Below are 14,622 nucleotides of genomic sequence, written 5' to 3' on the forward strand. Positions count from 1 at the left end.
CCCGGCCGCCCCGGCGGGCCGCGAACGCCCGCGCCGCATACGGTCGTCGGGATCCCTGCGGACACGGCCGGACACGACGACGGGAGGCCCGGGTGGCCACGACCAGCCTGCCGGAGGCGGCACCGCCGGCGCCGCCGCCCGAGCCGGCGGCACCGGGACGGGTCGCCCTGCGGGCCTCCCTCGCCGCGAGCGGTGCCTGCGTCCTGCTGATCCTCGCGATCGTGCTCGGCAGCCGCGGACTGCGCGACTTCGACTCCGCGTTGGTGCCCTACGCCGTCGCCACCGTCTTCCTGACCTTCGGCGTCGTCCACCGCTACACCGTCTGGATCTCCGCCCCCGCGGCCGCCCGCCTGTTCCGCCAGGGATGGCGCGCCGCCCTGTCCTGGCACAACCTGCGCCGGCTGCCCACCGCCCTGCCCCGGCTCGCCGTGACCTACCTCGGCGTCCAGAAGTTCCTCGGCGCCCGCTCGCACGCCCGCTGGGCCGCCCACCAACTCCTGTTCTGGGGCTGCCTGCTGGCCGCCGCCATCACCTTCCCGCTGACCTGGGGCTGGTTCACCTTCACCGCCGTCGGCCCGGACGGCCCCGGCTACCGGATGCGGCTGTGGGGCATCGAGGTCTTCGGCTTCACCTACGACAGCGCCCTCGGCTGGGCGCTCTACCACGGACTCGACCTGGCCGCCGTGATGGTGATCGGCGGCAGCGGCTACTTCCTGTGGCGCCGGATGCGCGACCGGCAGGCCGTCACCGGGCAGCGCTTCGGCTACGACCTCGTCCCGCTGCTCGCCCTGATCACCGTCTCCGTCACCGGACTGCTGCTCACCTTCTCCGAGATCGCCCTCCAGGGCGGCGGCTACCAGTTCCTGTCCGTGCTGCACATGGCGTCCGTCGTGCTCACCCTTGTCTACCTGCCGTTCGGCAAGTTCTTCCACATCGTGCAGCGCCCGGCCGCCGTCGGCATGCAGCTGTTCAAACTGGTCTCCCGCACCGACGGCGAGATCCTGCACTGCCGCAACTGCGGCCGGCCGATCGACACCGCCGCGTACATCGCCAACCTCCGCGGCACCATGCGCGACCTCCACCTCGACTTCGACAGCTGGGCGGAGACCTGCCCCCGCTGCAAACGGGTGCTGCGCGGCGGCGCCTACCTCTCCCAGGTGAAACGGGGCTTCCGGTGACCGACTCCGCCCGCCGCATCGACCCCGTGATCGCACCCCCCGGCACCCGCGGCTTCCGCGACGCGGGCGGCCTGCCCGCGGCCGGCTGGCGCGCCGACCTCGGCGACGAGACCCTGGTGCCCACCCACTGCTGCTTCTGCGGCGTCCAGTGCGGCATGTACCTGCGCGTCGCCGGCGGCAAGGTCTTCGGCGTCGAACCCCGCAACCACGACATCAACCGGATGCGGCTCTGCCCCAAGGGAATCAACGCCTACCAGCAGGTCAACCACCCCGACCGGCTCACCGCCCCGCTGCTGCGCCGCTCCCGCGACGAGCCCTTCCGCGAGGTCGGCTGGGACGAGGCCCTCGACCACGTTGCCGAACGGATCCGCGCGATCCAGGCCGAGCACGGCCGGGACGCCTTCGGCATGCTCGGCGGCGCCAGCCTCTTCTCCGAGAAGACCTACCTGGTCGGCAAGTTCGCCCGGATCGCGCTGCGCACCCGGCACGTCGACTACAACGGCCGGCTCTGCATGGTCAGCGCCGCCGGCGCCAACAAACTGGCCTTCGGCATCGACCGCGCCGCCAACCCCTTCGCCGACATCCTGCAGACCGACTGCCTGCTGATCGCCGGGGCCAACGTCGGCGAGTGCTTCCCGGTGATGACCCAGTACGTGTGGGGCGCCCGGGACCGCGGCGCCGTCCTGATCGTCGTCGACCCGCGGCAGACCGCGATCGCCCGCACCGCCGACGTGCACGTGGCGCTGCGCTCCGGCACCGACTCCGCCTTCTTCAACGCGGTGCTGAACACCGTCGTCCGCGAGGGCCTCACCGACGAGGCCTTCCTCGCCGGGCACACCACCGGCTGGGACGAGGTCCGGGCGGCCGTCGCCGCGTACACCCCCGAGCGGGCCGCGGAGATCTGCGGCGTCCCCGCCGAACAGGTCGTCCAGGTGGCACGGCTGTTCGGCAGCGCGCCGCGGGCCATGGCCTGGCACGCCCGCGGCATCGAGCACCACACCCAGGGCGTCGAGAACTGCCTCTCCGTCATCAACCTCTGCACCGCCACCGGCAACCTGGGCCGCCCGGGCTGCGGCTACGGCACCATCACCGGCCAGGGCAACGGCCAGGGCGGCCGCGAGCACGGGCAGAAGGCCGACCTGCTGCCCGGCGGACGCTCCATCCTCGACCCGGAGCACCGCCGGCAGATCAGCGCGATCTGGGGCATCGACGAGACCGAACTGCCCCCTGCCGGAACCTCGATGATGGAGATGGTGCACCAGATGCGGCGCCGCGAGATCCGCGGCCTGCTCGGCGTCTGCAACAACCCCTTCGTCTCGCTGCCGAACCACTCCGTGGTGAAGGAGGGGTACGGCACCCTCGACTTCCACGTCCAGCTCGACTTCTTCCTCTCCGAGACCGCCGCCGACGCGCACGTGGTGCTGCCGGTCACCACCTGGGCCGAGGACGAGGGCGTGATGGCCAACGCCGAGGCCAGGGTGGTCAAGCACAACAAGGCCCAGGACCCGCCGCCCGGCGTGCTCACCGACACCCGGGTGCTCTGCGAACTCGCCGAACGCCTCGGCGCCGGCGACAAGTTCCGCTTCGCCGGCTCCCGCGAGGTCTTCGACGAACTGCGCCGTGCCTCGGCCGGCACCGTCGTCGACTACCACGGCATCACCTACGAGCGACTGGAGGAGACCGGCGGCATCGCCTGGCCCTGCCCCTCCGTCGACCACCCCGGCACCCCGCGGCTGTTCGAGGACGGCCGCACCTACCACCCGGACGGGAAGGTCCACCTGCAGGTCGTCGAGTGGCACCCGCCCGCCGACCCGTACGACGACGAGTACCCGATGACGCTGACCACCGGACGCACCGTCGCGCACTACCTCTCCGGCAACCAGACCCGGCGGCTCGGCGGACTCGTCGAGCAGACCCCGCGGCCCTGGGTCGAGGTGCACCCCTCGCACGGCTTCCGCACCGGCGACGCCGTCCGCGTCGTCACCCGCCGCGGCGCGACCGTGCTGCCCGCCCTGGTCACCGAGGCGATCCGGGCCGACCACGTCTTCGTGCCCTACCACTGGCCGTACCCCGTCGCCGCCAACCAGCTGACGATCGACGCCCTCGACCCGCGTTCCAAGATCCCCGAGTACAAGGTGTGCGCGGTGCGGATCGAACGGGCCGAGGCCCTCGACGAGGTGCCCGCACCGCCCGTCGCGCCCGGGCGCACCGCCTACCCCGAGGCCCAGGCCTCGCGCACCGACCCGCTGCCGCCGACCGCCCCGCAGGGACGCGGCACCGCCGAGAGGGGATGACCGGATGCTCGGCAGGACCGTCTTCATCGACCCCGGACGCTGCATAGGCTGCCAGGCCTGCGTCTCCGCCTGCCGCGAGTGCGACTCGCACCGCGGCAAGTCGATGATCCACCTCGACTATCCCGACGAGGGCCACTCGGTGGCCTCGCTGCCCACCCTCTGCATGCACTGCGAGGACCCGGTCGCGCCCTGCGCGCAGGTCTGCCCGGCCGACGCGATCCTGATCACCGCCGACGGCGTCGTCCAGGAGGCCGACCCCACCCGCTGCATCGGCTGCGCCAACTGCGTCAACGCCTGCCCGTTCGGCGTCCCCAAGATCGACCTCGACGCCAAGCTGCAGATGAAGTGCAACCTCTGCTACGACCGCACCTCCCGCGGCCTGGCCCCGATGTGCGCCACCGTCTGCCCGACCGGCGCCCTCTTCTACGGCACGGTCGAGGAGCTCCAGGCCGAGCGGCCCGGCGTCGAGGTCTCCACGCACTTCTCCTTCGGCACCGCCGAGGTGGCCACCGGCGTCGCCGTCGTCGTGCCGGCCGAGCGCCGCGCACCCGTCCCGGGCGGACTGCTGCCGCTCGTCGAGGTCAACGGGCGCCCCGCGCCCGGGAACGGAGCGGCGCGATGACCGACCCGACGGACACCGAGGGCGCATCGCTCGAACACGCGTCCCTGGTCGACCGGATCTCCGCCGACTCCCTCACCACCCGCCGCGACTACCTGCGGATCGTCGCCACCGTCTCCGGCGGCCTCGCCGTCGGCTCCACCGTCGTCGCCGCCGGCGTGCTGCCCCGGCACGGCGACGGCACCGCCACCCCGCTGCGGATCGCCGACCGGATGGGCCGCGGCCAGGCCGTCTCCTTCTCCTACCCCGGCGAGGACGACCGGGCGATTGCCGCCCGGCTCTCCGACGGCACCCTGGTCGGCTGGTCGACGATCTGCACCCACCTCGCCTGCGGTGTCGTCCGCCGCCCCGACCACGGCCGCGACGGCGACCTGTACTGCCCCTGCCACGAGGGCGAGTTCGACATCCGCACCGGCGAGGTGACGGCCGGACCGCCGCCGCGGCCGCTGCCCAGGGTGCTGCTGGTCGAGGACGCCCGTGGCGCGGTCTGGGCCGTCGGCACCGCCCGCTCCGGCGAGGAGCCGCAGGCCGGTCTCTGCCGCGGGCTGCGCGAACAGGACCCGGACCTGGCCGACCGGATCGGCTGCGGCTCGTGACCGCCCCCGGGGAGTACCACGCCGGCAGCGAGCAGCCCGGCCTCAACCGGCCGCTGCACGAACGCTATCCACAGATCCGGGCGACCAGCGGCTACGCCGACCCGCGGGTGCACGCCCCCGGCCCCGGGCCCGGCGCGGGCGGCGAGCACGAGCCGGAGCGCTCCGCGATGCTCAGCGCCCGGGTCGCCCTGGCCTGCACCGTCGTGATCGGCCAGCTCTGGGCCCTGACGGTGGCCACCGACGCCTGGATGGAGGGCCGCACCGGTACCGCCTGGTGGTGCACCGGGTTCTCCGCGCTCTCCTTCCTGGTGGTGCTCGGCGTCTGGTGGTACGCGCCGCGCCAGGACCGGTAGCCGGCCCCGGGACGGCCGGGCGGCGGGCTCAGCCGGGCAGCGCGGTCGAGGATGCGCCCGTCCACCGTGCCGACGACCGGCCGTCCCGCCGCGGTCGCGGCCAGCGAGAGCGGCGAGACACGGACGCCGTCCACCGTGAGGGCGGTGCGCAGCAGCACCGCGCCGGCCACGGCGTCGAGCGCGACGAGCCCGCCCGACCGGAGGGCCGCCCAGACCGTCCCGCAGGCCTCGTCCAGCGCGGTCACCGCCGCGTTCACCGGCCACCCGGCGGTGACGGCGAGCCGCCGGCGGAGGTCGTCGAGCCCGTGGACGCCGATCCGGCCCGTGGGCCGGTCGCCGACGGCGCGGCCGGGCCGGCCGGGCGGCACCCGAACGGCCGGTTCGGGAGGCGGGGGCGGGCCGCCGCGCCCCACGGGGTATAACTGGCAGCGTGACCACCGATCTGCCTCCCTCGACCAGACCCGTGACACTGGAGCACGTCGCGAAGGTGGCCGGCGTGTCCCGGGCGACCGTCTCCCGCGTGGTGAACGGCAAGTCCACCGTCGACCCGGAGCTGCGCCGGATCGTCGAGGAGGCCGTCGCCGCGACCAACTACGTGCCGAACTCCGCCGCCCGCTCGCTCGTCACCCGGCGCACCAACTCGGTGGCGCTGGTGGTGTCCGAGGCGGAGCGCCGCGGCCAGCCGCTCGACCCGTTCGTCGGCCGGATGTTCACCGACCCGCACTTCGGCCGGGTCGTGAGCGGCGTGATCCAGGTGCTGCGCCCGCAGGGCATGGCGATGGTGCTGATGCTGGCGGACGACGCCGAGTCGCGCGGCCAGCTGCAGCGGTACCTCCGGCAGGGCCACGTCGACGGCGTCATCCTGGTCTCCTCGCACGCCGCGGACCCGCTGCCGCAGTGGCTCACCGAGGCGCGCATCCCCGCCGTGCTGGCCTCCCGGCCGGCCTCCTCCGCCTCGATCGCCTACGTGGACGTGGACCAGCGCGAGGGCGTACGGCTGGCCGTCGACCACCTGGTCGGCCTCGGGCGGCAGCGGATCGCCACGATCAGCGGACCGCTGGACATGCCGGCCAGCCGCGAGCGGCTCGACGGCTTCCGCGAGGCGCTGGCCGCGCACGGCCGCGGCGATGCCGTCCACGTCGAGGGCGACTTCACCCAGGACGGCGGGGCGACCGCGATGCGGGCACTGCTGGAGTGCGACCCGGACCTGGACGCGGTGTTCATCGCCTCCGACCTGATGGCCCTCGGGGCGCTGCCGGTGCTGTCGCGCAGCGGACGGCGCGTGCCGGAGGACGTGGCGGTGGTCGGGTTCGACGACAGCAGCGCGGCGCTGGCGTGCGACCCGCAGCTGACCACCGTGCGGCAGCCGGTGGAGGACATGGCGGCCGAGATGGCGCGGCTGGTGCTGCGGCAGATCGCGGAGCCGGCGAAGACGATGCCGATGGTGGTGTTCCGGCCGACGCTGGTCGTGCGGCAGTCCGCCTGAGGGGTGTCCTCGGAGGCCGTGGTGGGATCACCCGCGCGCCCCTGAGGTGCGCCCGACTCGGAGAGCGTTTTCTCGATTCTGGGCAGTAGTCAGGTGCACGCCCATTGACACCGGAGGTTTTTCGGGGGCACTCTCGTGGCGCTGGTGAGAGAGCGCTCTCTCGACATCGTCGGTCCTGAGGAGGACGGCTCGTGGACCTGATCGCCCCGGAGTGGCACCGGCCGACCCTGGAGGACGTGGCCCAGCGGGCCGGGGTGTCCCGGGCCACCGCCTCCCGGGTGGTCAGCGGGTCGCACCCCGTCAGCGAACGCCGCCGGTCGGCGGTGCTGCGGGCCGTCGCCGACCTGCAGTACGTGCCCAACCAGGCCGGCCGTTCGCTGGTGAGCCGCCGCACCGGCTCCTACGCGCTGGTGCTGCCGGAGGGCACGGGGCAGGTCTTCTCGGAGGGCTTCTTCCCTGCGCTGATCCACGGGGCCACCGCGGAACTCGAGGATTCCGACGAACAGTTGGTGATCCTGCTGGCCGGGTCGGCGGCCGGCCGGCGGCGGATCGAGCAGTTCGTGCGGGGCGGTCACGTGGACGGCGTGGTGCTCGCCTCGGTGCACGACCGCGACCCGCTGCCGGGTCTGCTCGCCGGCACCGGCGTCCCCGTGGTCTGCTGCGAACGGGCCTACGGCGATGTGCAGTTGCCCTATGTGGGCGTAGACAACGCGGGCGGCGCGGCCGCCGCCGTCCGGTACCTGAAGAAGATCGGCCGCACCCGGATCGCCACCGTCGCGGGGCCCTCGTCCACCCCGGCCGGGCAGGACCGGCTGGGCGCCTACCTGCGGGAGACCGGCCGGGTGCACCGCCGTCCGCTGGTCGCCGAGGCCGACTTCACCGTCGAGGGCGGGCGGGCCGCCACCGCCCGGCTGCTGGCGGAGGAGCCGCGGATCGACGGCCTGTTCGCCGCCTCCGACCTGATGGCCGTGGGGGCGCTGGAGGCGCTCCGCCGGGCCGGGCGCCGGGTGCCCGAGGACGTCGCCGTGGTCGGCTTCGACGACGTGGACTGTGCCCGCACCGCGGAACCCGCACTCACCACCGTGCACCAGCCCATCGAGCAGCTCGGCCGCCAACTCGTCCGCCTGGTGCAGCGGTTGGCCGCAGGGGAGGAGGTCGGACCGGCGCTGGTGCTGCCCACCGCGCTGGTCCTGCGCGACTCCGCCTGACCGCGACCGCCCGCCCGTCCCAACCCCACCCCGAGGACGGCCATGGACCACACCCGCACGCAGCCGCCGGCCCGCGGACCGCCCGCGCCGGCCGCACCGCCCCACCCGTGCACCGCAGTACCGACTCCGCACCACCCCCACCCAGCTGGAGTTCCCCATGACCACCGCACCACCGGCCGCCGCGGCGCGCCCCCACCGGGTGCTGACCCGGTTGCTCACCGCCCTCGTCCTGGCCCTCGGCGCCCTGCTCGTACCGTTCGCGCCGGCCGCCCCGGCGGCGGAGAGCCTGCTCTCGCAGGGCAAGACCGTCACCGCCTCCTCCACCGAGAACGGCGTGGCCTTCCCCGCCTCGGCCGCCGTCGACGGCAACGCCGGCACCCGCTGGTCGAGCGCCTTCGGCGACCCGCAGTGGCTGCAGGTCGACCTCGGCGCCACGGCCACCGTCAGCCGGGTCGTCCTGCAGTGGGAGGCGGCCTACGCGACCGGCTTCAAGCTGCAGACCTCGGCCGACGGCAGCACCTGGACGGACGTCTACACCACCGCGAGCGGCACCGGCGGCACCCAGAACCTCACCGTCAACGGCACCGGCCGCTACGTCCGGATGTACGGCACCGCCCGCGCCACCCAGTACGGCTACTCGCTCTGGGAGTTCCAGGTCTACGGCGCCCCGGGCGGCGGCACCGGCGGCGGTGACGTCCAACTCTCCTACGACAAGCCCGCGGTGGCCTCCAGCAGCCAGAACGACGGCGGCTGCGGCAACTGCACGCCGAGCAAGGCGGTCGACCAGGACCCGGCCACCCGCTGGGCCACCTCCGCCTGGAGCGACCCGGGCTGGATCTACATCGACCTCGGTGCCACGGCCACCGTCCACAAGGTCGTCCTGCAGTGGGACCCGGCCTACGCCACCGCGTACAAGCTGCAGGTCTCGGGCGACGCCGTCAACTGGACGGACATCTGGTCCACGACCACCGGCAAGGGCTTCAAGGAGACGATCTCCAACCTGAACGGAACCGGCCGCTACGTCCGGATGTACGGCACCGCCCGGGTCAGCCAGTACGGCTACTCGCTCTGGGAGTTCCAGGTGTTCGGCACCGGTGGCAGCCCCGTCACCCCGCCGCCGCTGCCGCCGAACCCGTCCTTCCCGGCCGGCCGGCTGGTCTTCAGCGACGAGTTCAACGGCTCCAACGGCACGGCGCCGGACGCCGGCAAGTGGACCAACGACCCCGGCGCGGGCGTCAACAACGAGCTGGAGTACTACACCACCGGCAACAAGAACCTGTACCAGGACGGCACCGGCAACCTGGTGATCGAGGCCCGCAAGGAGGTCACTCCCGGATCGGCCTGCCCGCGCGACCCGCTCTCCGGCAGCACCGTCTGCCAGTACACCTCGGGCCGGATCAACACCTCGGGCCACTTCGACTTCACCTACGGCCACGCCGAGGCGCGGATCAAGGTGACCGGCACCCAGGGCCTGTGGCCGGCGTTCTGGATGCTCGGCTCCAACTTCAAGACGGGTACGCCGTGGCCGTACTCGGGTGAGATCGACGTCATGGAGCACGTCGGCAAGGTCGCCGACTCGGTGTACTCGACGCTGCACGCGCCCGCCTACAACGGCGCGGGCGGGTACGGCTCGCCGTACACGCTGGCCGGCACCGACTTCGCCAACGCCTTCCACACCTACGCGGTGGACTGGGACTCCGCCCACATGACGTTCTACGTGGACGGCAACGCCTTCTTCACCGTGGACCGCACCGCCCTGGAGACCACCCGAGGCCCCTGGGTGTACGACCACCCGTTCTACCTGATCCTCAACAACGCGGTGGGCGGTGACTGGCCGGGCGCGCCGGACGCCACCACCGTGCTGCCGCAGAAGATGCTCGTGGACTACGTCCGCGTGTACCAGTAGGTCGCCCCGCGCCGGCGGGAGCGGGCGCCGGCCCGGGCCTCGTCGCGAGGTCCGGGCCGGCGCCGCCCGGCCGGCCGTCAGGGGCGGTACACCGCGCCGGGCTCCGGGGACGCCGGGGCGAGCAGCTGTGAGACCGTCACCACGGTGTAGCCGCGGCGGTGGAGTTCGGCGAGGATGCCCGGCACGGCCGGGACGGTGCCCGGGTAGATGTCGTGCAGCAGGATGATGCCGTCACGGCGGACCTGGTCGAGCACCCGCTGCCGGATCAGTGCCGAGTCGTCGGTGTCGTAGTCCTTGGCGGTGACGCTCCACAGCACCTGGGCGACGCCGAGTTCGGCGCAGATCCTGGACACGTCCTCGTCGGTGCGGCCCTGTGGCGGACGCATCAGCACCGGCCGCACGCCGGTGATCCGCTGCACCGCGTCCTGGGTGAGGGAGATCTCCTTGCGCGCCTCGTCCGGCGCGATGTCGGTGAGGATCCGGTGCGTCCAGGTGTGGTTGGCCGGCTCGTGCCCCTCGGCGACGATCCGCCGGACGGTCTCCGGGTGCTTCTCGACGTGGTTCTTGCCGAGCATGAAGAAGGTCGCGTGCGCGTTCTCCTGCCTGAGGACGTCGAGCAGCTTCGGCGTGTACTCGCTCGGGCCGGCGTCGAAGGTCAGCGCCACACAGGTGGCCTTCCGGCAGTCGACGCCCGGCACGGCGGCGTCCCGGGAGACCTCCGAGGCCCGGTCGCGGGACTCCTTCGGCGTGGTGGTGTCGTACGAGGCGCAGCCGCTCACCGCCAGGGCGGTCGCCGCCGCCGTGAGCAGAGCCGGTATCGTGCGCCCGCGAAGCCTCTTCCTGGCCGACGGCATGGAGCCCCTCCCCTCGGGCGCGCCCCGGACGGGGACGCGTTCGAGAAGACCCTAGGGGACCTTACATACCGGGTATGCGGTCGGGGTCCGTGCGGGGCCGGGTGCTGGTCGGTGCCGGCCCGGGGGTCAGGCCATCCAGAAGAAGACCGCGGTCATCCGCTTGTCCTCCAGGGTGCTGCCCCAGTAACCGGTCGCGGTGTGGATGATGTTGGCGCTGTAGAGCAGCAGCCGGTTGAAGCGGTGCGGGACGGCGACGTCCTCGACGAAGGCGTTCGAGGGGACGAAACGGGTGCCCAGGGCGTCGACCAGGTTGTTGTGCGGGGCCGCGACGATGTTGCCGCCGAGCGCGCCGTTCGGCATCTGCTGGCGGTAGAAGCTGGTGCCGCAGTCCTTGGGGGCCGCGGGGTTGAGGTAGAGCACGGCGGCGTAGCGGCAGACCAGCCGGGAGTCGGTGTGCGGACGCGGCTCGCACTCGTCCCGGCCGACCACCTGGATGCAGTTGTGGTTGACGGTGGCGCCGCCCGGGCCGGTCTCCGGCCAGATCCGGCGGGCACCGGTGGCCTGCATCACCAGGGCCTCGACGTGGGCGAGTTCGTCCGGCTCCAGGCCGGGCATGGTGCGCAGGCCGGGCCAGGTCTCCGGCTTGTGCGGGTACCCCTCGCTCCAGTCCTCGCGGGCCAGCGTGCGGGCCCGGACGGCCTCCGCGTCGGGCAGCACGTCGTCGAAGACCCAGTAGTCGCGGCCACGGGTCGGCTTGCGGTACGGCAGCACCGGGATCGCCGGCGTCCGGGGGAGGGGTGACATGGCCCCGACGGTAGCGACGGGCCTCGGCGGCGCTCGCCCGTGATCAGGTCAATTGTGCGTCAAGCCGAGCTCAAGGCGCCGGTCTGCGGACGCCGCGTCAGAGCAGCCACCGCACGGCCGTGACGGCGCCCAGCCCGGTGAGGCCGAGCAGGGCCGGGCCGACCAGGGCGAACCCGGCGCAGAACAGCGTCCCGGCGCGGAGGTCCGCGTCGGCCCCGGCGAGGGTGGTCTCGGCGGTCACCGGAGCGTGCTCGCGGGCGGCGCGGCCCGGGTCAAAGGGGTCCTCGGGCGGGGCGGAGGCGTGGGCGCGAGCGGCCTCGCTCCGAGGTCGACCGGGTGCCGCGCCCCGGTCGGGGTCACCGGGGTGCGAGAACCTGGTCGCGCCGGTAGGTGAACTGCTGCAGCGGCTCACCGTCGAGCCGCCACGGCCAGGCCGTGACCGTCGGGCCGATGGACGCGAAGACCCCGGCCGCCTCCTGGAGACGGCCCGCCCGGACCAGGTCGTACGCGAGGACGTTGAGGTCGGCCACGGCGTCGGCGTGGCCGAGGGCGCCCGGCTCGGTCCAGCCCCGGGCCCGGTCCAGCGCGGCTGCCGCGTCCGCCCGGTCCCAGCGGCGTCGGGCACCCAGCGCCCCCACCCCACCGGCGTCCACGGCGGCCCGGTACCGGCCCAGCAGCAGCGCCAGTTCGAGCCCCGCCACCGGGGAGCCGGCCGGCGCGGCGGCCCGGACCGCGTCGACGAAGTCGAGCTCCTGCGCGTGGGAACCGCACTCCGCGGGGGAGAGGTAGCCGAGCATCTCCAGGTGCGCGGTGCGGTTCCACGGGTCGCGTGCACCGATCTCGCGGCAGACCGGATACACCTCCTCGGCCGGACGGCGCAGCAGCCGCAGGACGCCCAGCAGCGCCAGCCACGGGGCGGGGTCCTCCGGGCGGGCCCCGGCCGCGTCGTGGCAGCGGCGCACCAGGCTCCGGTGGTCGCCTGCCCGGCCCTCCCGACGGGCCTGCGCCAGGGCCACCCAGGCGTCGAACACCAGCGGGTCGGCCTCCCGCGGCCGCTGCCGTCGCCACACCTGGACCAGGGCGGGCGAGGCCGCCTCGGCGAGCACCGACAGTCGCAGGGTCCGGCGGTCCCAGTCCGCCCCCGCGTCCCGGAGCGCCTGCTCGACCAGGACGGCGGACAGCTCCAGTCGGCCGTGGAACTGAGGCTCCGTCAACTGTGCCAGCACGCGGCCGAGATCGCTGTCGTCCAGCTCGGGGGTGAGGCGGGGGGCGGGGGTTCTGCGTCGTCCAAAGATCGGCATGCCGGCGGAGCCTAGAGGCACGGCGCGGGGTTTCGACAGCCCCTCGGCCCGGACTGGTTCGCCCCCGTCCACGGCCGACCGGCCGACCGGCCGACCGGCGGACCGGCCGGACCTGCCGGATGTGCCGGACCTTCCGGATCGAGGCGTGCCGAACCGCCGCCCCGGGTCGGGCGGTCGCGTCCGCCCGCGCCGGTGCAGCGCGGCCGGCGCCGGGCGTCGTCCGGCCGGGCCGGGCAGGCTCCGCCGGGGTGGTGAGGTGCTGTGCGGACCTTGACCGCCGGGACCGTGCGGGGGGACCCGGCACGCCCGCCGGAGTGGTGTGCGGCGGGGCGTGCCGGGGGTGGGTCAGGCGTCGGGTGCTGCGTGGACCCGGTGGCCGCCGACGAAGGTCTGCTGGACGCGGGCGCGGGCGATCTCCTCGACGGGGCGGGCGAAGATGTCGCGGTCCAGGACGGTGAGGTCGGCGAGCCGGCCCGGGGCGATGACGCCGGTGTCGTCCAGGTGGTTCACGTACGCGCTGCCCGCGGTGTAGGCGGTCAGTGCCGCGTGCAGGGAGATGCGCTGTTAGGGGAGGAACACCGGCCGGCCGCTGCCGGGTTCCTGCCGGTTGACGGCGTTGTGGAGCGCCGCGAGCGGATCGGGGCTGGACACCGGCCAGTCGCTGCCCGCGGCCAGCACGGCGCCGCTGCGCAGCAGGTCCCCGAACGGGTACTGGCGGGCGGCGCGTTCGGAGCCGAGGAACGGGATGGTCAGCTCGTCCATCTGGGGTTCGTGGGTGGCCCACAGGGCCTGGATGTTGGCGGTCGCGCCGAGTTCGCGGAAGCGCGGGACGTCGGCGCTGTCGACCACCTGGAGGTGGGCCAGGTGGTGGCGGTTGCCGCGGCGCCCGTTGGCGGCCGTGGCGGCTTCGACGGCGTCCAGCGCCTCCCGCACGGCCCGGTCTCCGAGGGCGTGGAAGTGCACCCGGAAGCCCTCCCGGTCCAGCCGGGTGACGATCCGGGTGAGCTCCGCCGGGTCGACGAAGGAGATCCCGGTGTTGTCGGAGGCACAGCCGCAGGTGGTGAGGTACGGACCGAGCAGGGCGGCGGTGCCGTTCTCGGCGATCCCGTCCTGCATGATCTTGACGGTGTGCGCCCTGACCCGGCCGACGGTGAAGGTGTCGCGGCGTTCCAGCAGCCGGTCGAGCTGTCCGAGGCCGGACTTGCGGTCCCACCAGAGGGCGCCGCGGACCCGGGCGGTCAGCAGGCCGTCCAGCGCGGCCCGCCGGTAGGCCGGGGCGGGGTCGGCCGTCGAGGCGTGCTCGTCGAGCAGGGCGTCCTGCCAGGCGGTGATGCCGTGGGAGTGCAGGACCTGCTGGGCCCGCAGCAGTCCGGCCACCTGCTCGTCGAGGGTGACGCGGGGGACGTGCCGGGTGACCAGTTCCATGGCGCCCTCCTGGAGCATGCCGCCGGGTTCGCCGTCGGCGTCCCGCTCGATGCGGCCGTCGGCGGGACCGGGTGTCCTGCCGGTCACTCCGGCGATCTCCAGGGCGCGGGTGTTGACCCAGGCGCCGTGGTGGTCGCGGTTGACGAGGAAGACCGGCCGGTCGGGCACGATCCGGTCGAGCAGGGTCCGGTCGGGAGTGCCGCCGGGGAAGGCCTCCATCGACCAGCCGCCGCCGGTGATCCAGGGCCGGTCGGGGTGGGCGTCGGCCCAGGCGCGGATCCGGTCGAGGAGGTCGGCCACGCCGGTGGCGCCGCCGAGGTCGCACTGGCCGAGTTCGACCCCGGCGCCGACGGGGTGGACGTGGGCGTCCTGGAATCCGGGGACGAGCAGGCGTCCGTGCAGGTCGACGACCTCCGTGCCGGGACCGATCAGGTCGTGCACCTCGTCGTGCCCGACCGCGACGATCCGCTCGTCCCGGACGGCGACCGAGGTGGCGAACGGCCGGGCGGGGTCGACGGTGTGGACCGGGCCTCCGGTCAGGACGAGATCGGCGGTGCGGTCGGGCATGGGGGCTCCAGGGGGCGGGGGAGGGGGCCGG

The 14,622-nt window shown here is 74.1% G+C and carries 12 protein-coding genes and 1 pseudogene; 8 read left to right on the top strand and 5 right to left on the bottom strand.

The window, feature by feature from the left end:
• Positions 1-92: 92 nt before the first annotated feature.
• The 8 genes from IE98_RS0124455 (at position 93) to IE98_RS0124490 (ending at position 9,640) form a co-directional block, all read left to right on the top strand.
• Positions 93-1,178, top strand: coding sequence for a hypothetical protein (locus IE98_RS0124455; RefSeq protein ID WP_030272362.1), 1,086 nt, complete (start codon positions 93-95; stop codon positions 1,176-1,178).
• Positions 1,175-3,472 carry a molybdopterin oxidoreductase family protein gene (locus tag IE98_RS0124460; protein WP_030272364.1) on the top strand — a complete coding sequence of 766 codons (2,298 nt, stop codon included), beginning with the start codon at positions 1,175-1,177 and terminating at the stop codon, positions 3,470-3,472. Before IE98_RS0124455 ends, IE98_RS0124460 begins: the two co-directional genes overlap by 4 nt.
• 4 nt (positions 3,473-3,476) lie before the next feature.
• Positions 3,477-4,094 carry a 4Fe-4S dicluster domain-containing protein gene (locus IE98_RS0124465; protein ID WP_030272366.1) on the top strand — a complete coding sequence of 206 codons (618 nt, stop codon included), beginning with the start codon at positions 3,477-3,479 and terminating at the stop codon, positions 4,092-4,094.
• Positions 4,091-4,687, top strand: a complete 597-nt coding sequence (locus tag IE98_RS43000) for a Rieske 2Fe-2S domain-containing protein (protein WP_052390911.1) — start codon at positions 4,091-4,093, stop codon at positions 4,685-4,687. Before IE98_RS0124465 ends, IE98_RS43000 begins: the two co-directional genes overlap by 4 nt.
• Positions 4,675-5,040 (top strand): hypothetical protein, encoded by a 366-nt coding sequence (locus IE98_RS46700; RefSeq protein ID WP_078661255.1) that lies wholly within the window; start codon positions 4,675-4,677, stop codon positions 5,038-5,040. The genes IE98_RS43000 and IE98_RS46700 overlap by 13 nt, the downstream gene beginning before the upstream one ends.
• Positions 5,041-5,470: 430 nt before the next feature.
• Entirely contained in the window at positions 5,471-6,526 is a 1,056-nt protein-coding gene (locus IE98_RS0124480; RefSeq protein ID WP_030272371.1) for a LacI family DNA-binding transcriptional regulator, read from the top strand.
• A 191-nt stretch (positions 6,527-6,717) separates the two neighbouring features.
• Positions 6,718-7,734 (top strand): LacI family DNA-binding transcriptional regulator, encoded by a 1,017-nt coding sequence (locus IE98_RS0124485; protein WP_234443656.1) that lies wholly within the window; start codon positions 6,718-6,720, stop codon positions 7,732-7,734.
• 157 nt (positions 7,735-7,891) lie between these two features.
• Positions 7,892-9,640 carry a discoidin domain-containing protein gene (locus IE98_RS0124490; RefSeq protein WP_052390913.1) on the top strand — a complete coding sequence of 583 codons (1,749 nt, stop codon included), beginning with the start codon at positions 7,892-7,894 and terminating at the stop codon, positions 9,638-9,640.
• A 77-nt stretch (positions 9,641-9,717) separates the two neighbouring features.
• Here the strand turns inward: IE98_RS0124490 and IE98_RS0124495 are convergent, their stop codons facing one another.
• From IE98_RS0124495 to IE98_RS43005, 5 genes and pseudogenes are all read right to left on the bottom strand, one after another.
• Entirely contained in the window at positions 9,718-10,494 is a 777-nt protein-coding gene (locus IE98_RS0124495; RefSeq protein ID WP_030272378.1) for a polysaccharide deacetylase family protein, read from the bottom strand.
• 126 nt (positions 10,495-10,620) lie between these two features.
• Entirely contained in the window at positions 10,621-11,298 is a 678-nt protein-coding gene (locus IE98_RS0124500; RefSeq protein ID WP_030272380.1) for a DUF6445 family protein, read from the bottom strand.
• A gap of 97 nt (positions 11,299-11,395) precedes the next feature.
• On the bottom strand, positions 11,396-11,539 hold the full coding sequence (locus IE98_RS49375; protein WP_159401041.1) for a hypothetical protein: 144 nt from the start codon (positions 11,537-11,539) through the stop codon (positions 11,396-11,398).
• Between the two features lie 115 nt (positions 11,540-11,654).
• Complete coding sequence (locus IE98_RS0124510; protein WP_030272382.1) at positions 11,655-12,599, bottom strand: hypothetical protein; 945 nt, start codon at positions 12,597-12,599, stop codon at positions 11,655-11,657.
• A gap of 345 nt (positions 12,600-12,944) precedes the next feature.
• Positions 12,945-14,591: pseudogene (locus IE98_RS43005) on the bottom strand (amidohydrolase).
• Positions 14,592-14,622: the final 31 nt, after the last annotated feature.

It is taken from the genome of Streptomyces sp. NRRL B-24484 (assembly GCF_000717715.1).
Classification (GTDB): domain Bacteria; phylum Actinomycetota; class Actinomycetes; order Streptomycetales; family Streptomycetaceae; genus Kitasatospora.

Bases quoted from the DNA above. Each gene is read 5' to 3' on its own strand.
- IE98_RS0124490 (WP_052390913.1), top strand. From the start codon at position 7,892: ATGACCACCGCACCACCGGCCGCCGCGGCGCGCCCCCACCGGGTGCTG.
- IE98_RS0124500 (WP_030272380.1), bottom strand. From the start codon at position 11,298: ATGTCACCCCTCCCCCGGACGCCGGCGATCCCGGTGCTGCCGTACCGC.
- IE98_RS0124510 (WP_030272382.1), bottom strand. From the start codon at position 12,599: ATGCCGATCTTTGGACGACGCAGAACCCCCGCCCCCCGCCTCACCCCC.
- IE98_RS43000 (WP_052390911.1), top strand. From the start codon at position 4,091: ATGACCGACCCGACGGACACCGAGGGCGCATCGCTCGAACACGCGTCC.
- IE98_RS0124465 (WP_030272366.1), top strand. From the start codon at position 3,477: ATGCTCGGCAGGACCGTCTTCATCGACCCCGGACGCTGCATAGGCTGC.
- IE98_RS0124495 (WP_030272378.1), bottom strand. From the start codon at position 10,494: ATGCCGTCGGCCAGGAAGAGGCTTCGCGGGCGCACGATACCGGCTCTG.